At 57.4% G+C, this 2643-nt stretch carries 2 protein-coding genes and 1 pseudogene; 1 reads left to right on the top strand and 2 read right to left on the bottom strand.

Features of this window, described 5'->3' with window-relative positions; genetic code table 11:
• The coding region (locus EYS42_RS16760; RefSeq protein WP_245503691.1) for a helix-turn-helix domain-containing protein at window positions 1-193 on the bottom strand (193 nt) is incomplete at its 3' end.
• A pseudogene (locus tag EYS42_RS17505) lies at window positions 194-265 on the bottom strand (hypothetical protein); the annotation flags it as partial.
• Window positions 266-1794: 1529 nt separating this feature from the next.
• Here EYS42_RS17505 and EYS42_RS16755 point away from each other — a divergent pair.
• Window positions 1795-2373, top strand: coding sequence for a hypothetical protein (locus EYS42_RS16755; RefSeq protein ID WP_130969356.1), 579 nt, complete (start codon window positions 1795-1797; stop codon window positions 2371-2373).
• The last annotated feature ends 270 nt before the right edge of the window (window positions 2374-2643 follow it).

Here is a 2643-nt window from a genome sequence, read left to right as displayed (position 1 = left end):
TCTTGCGCAGCAAGCCGTGGATCAGCAGCCAGTCATCGGCGTTGAACAGGCTCCAGCGCCGACAGCGCCTGCGCCTGGCCTGCGCGTACTGCTGCGCCTTCGATGGCCGGTACGCGCCGTCATGCCGCGTGGCGTTTCTCGCCACCTCTCGGCTGATCGTCGAGGCACTTCGCCCCATTTCCTTGGCGATCATTCTCATACTCGCGCCACTGCGCAATCGCGTGGAAATGAAGTATCGTTCCTCTCGGGTGAGTTGGTGATACATCAAGGTTGCAACCCCTGTCTTGCCGGAAAGAGGAAGCAGCAGTATCTCCGCTCCCCCACCTCACAAACAAAGGTGTTGCACTTCGGATGTCAATCCGCGTGGCCTAACTCGGCGGTCAAGCGGACGCCAACACTGGCCATGCCTTCGGCATCTTCATGGCCAGTGTCGGTGCCCTCCACTCGCTGCGCTCCTTCCGGCGCCGCTTACCTTGGGCGTTAGGCCACCGCTTGGCTGGTCTCTGGAAGCATTTTCTGGGCGTGTTTTGTAGCATCGCGCGCCCTGCTTCGCTCTTCATGCGGGAATGGTTTAGCTGGCCTCGGATGCTTCCTGGCGAATCCACCGGCTGGCTTCGCTCCAGGCCTGGCGCTAACTCGCCAATTGGTTCGCCACGTGGCGCGGTTCGAGGTCTCAATCTGGCTGTCAGTCCTTCGGCTGCCTGCTGGCCACCGCGCGGCGCCAAAGTGCCACGCGCCACCGCCCCCTAGGCTGCTTGTCCTTCGGCAATCAGCGCTCTGGTGTGTGCCGTGTCTTCGCCACGCCACCAGCTCGAAACATGAAGGCGCAGTCATAGCATCGCCATCACTGTTCAGCGTCTTCGCGTTATGCTGGCTGCATTCGATGCGCTGCTTGATAGGCGCCAAGCAAGAACTGTTGGGAGCACCTTTGCAAAGCTGTCCGCCCATCGGCGCACGCCATCGCTCTGGAAGTGGTAACGCCATCACCGAGCACTGGCACGGGCGCTTCGCGCAGGCACCGTGGCCTAACTCGGCGGTCAAGCGGACGCCAACACTGGCCATGCCTTCGGCATCTTCATGGCCAGTGTCGGTGCCCTCCGCCCTGTCGGGCTCCGGTGCCGCTTACCTTGGGCGTTAGGCCTCTCCATGCCTCAGTTGTTGGAGTCCATATCGTTGCTATCGGGCGCAGTTCTCGTCGCCCTACTGTCGGCTATCTCCGGGTTTCTTTGGGCACGGCTATCCAGGCCCTTCATACGCGCATCGGGCGTGCTGGGCACTCCGATTTTGCTGTCATGGTGCCTTTACTGGGCTCCAGTCTGGTCTGGCGCAGAAGCATCGGAATACTCTGCTTGGTCGGCGCTTTTCATTCTCGTTTGGACAGCCGGTGGCATGGTTTCATCGCTAGGCGTCGTTCTCGCTCTGCACAAGAGGGGCGTCCATCGGACGAGCCTTTGAAAGCATGGCCAATGCTTGATCTAGCTGTCAGCCCTTCGGCAACCTGCTCATTATTGAGCGGCGCCAAAGTGCCACATGCCGCGGCGCAGTGAACTGTCCGCCCGTCAGCGGCCAGCGCACGAATCGGTGGTGCCAATGCTCACAGCGTCAGGCAGAATCACAGCAAACAAGCATCAGGGTTGGGCTTCATGCACAGGTCTAAACGTCATAGCAAGGTTCTTCCCCTCTGCTTCGCTCACCGGCCTAACTGGGCGTTCCAGCGGACGCTGACCCATTCCTTCGCTTCGGCCACGCCTTATGGGCGCCGCTGAACTTGAGCGTTAGGCCCTACACATAGAAATGACGCTGAGAAACTACATCACAGGGTTGGCCACAGCAGCTCTTGCTAATGTGGCAATGGCAGAGACGATCAAAAACGAATTGGATCGAGCCTGGGCCATCACCCCCAAGGGAAAGTTTGAATGCCTGGCAAGCAAGTCTGCGAGTAATCCAGATATACTGAAATTTGCAGGAAAGGTATACTTCAAAGGTAGCCTGATGGGCGCAACTCGTTCAGATGGAACGTTAACGTCAGGCATCTATAACGCCAACATCGGTTGCCCAACCATCGTGGCTTCAAACATGGGTTACGTTGTAATGACCAGGCCAACTCACCCGACATCGTTTGGTATCAACGGTTACCTCGTACTAGACACTAATGCAAACCCGCCTGAGTTAGTTGAAATTGCAGAGAGCCAAAGCCCACAGGACGACAAGCTCCCAGAAACAAGACGATTTCAATGGACGAGTCAAGGCCTAACACTGTCCTACTTTGGCTATCCAGTTGGAACTCAAGGAGGAGATGTTAATTCTCCGAAACCGAAAATGAGGAAAGCCAAATTCTTATTTAGGTCAGGCGAAGTTTCTCAAGCCGGGTAAGCTTTGCAAAATACGTACTACTTCATAAGTTTTTGGCCTAACTCGGCGGTCAAGCGGACGCCAACACTGGCCATGCCTTCGGCATCTTCATGGCCAGTGTTGGTGCCCTTCACTCGCTGCGCTCCTTCCGGCGCCGCTTACCTTGGGCGTTAGCCTTTTCGTGAAGCATGCATCGAGGTGCCCTCCCCTCAATCTCGGTATGCGCGGTTTAACGCCTACGCCATACAATTCACTTAGCGCCGAGTGGGCGCTAGAAAAATCCATGGGACA

It is taken from the genome of Aquabacterium lacunae (genome assembly GCF_004310865.1).
GTDB lineage: Bacteria > Pseudomonadota > Gammaproteobacteria > Burkholderiales > Burkholderiaceae_C > Aquabacterium > Aquabacterium lacunae.
This window is presented reverse-complemented; position numbering and strand designations above follow the sequence as displayed.

Excerpts from the sequence above, each read along its gene's own strand:
- EYS42_RS16755 (WP_130969356.1), top strand. The coding sequence starts at position 1,795 with ATGACGCTGAGAAACTACATCACAGGGTTGGCCACAGCAGCTCTTGCT.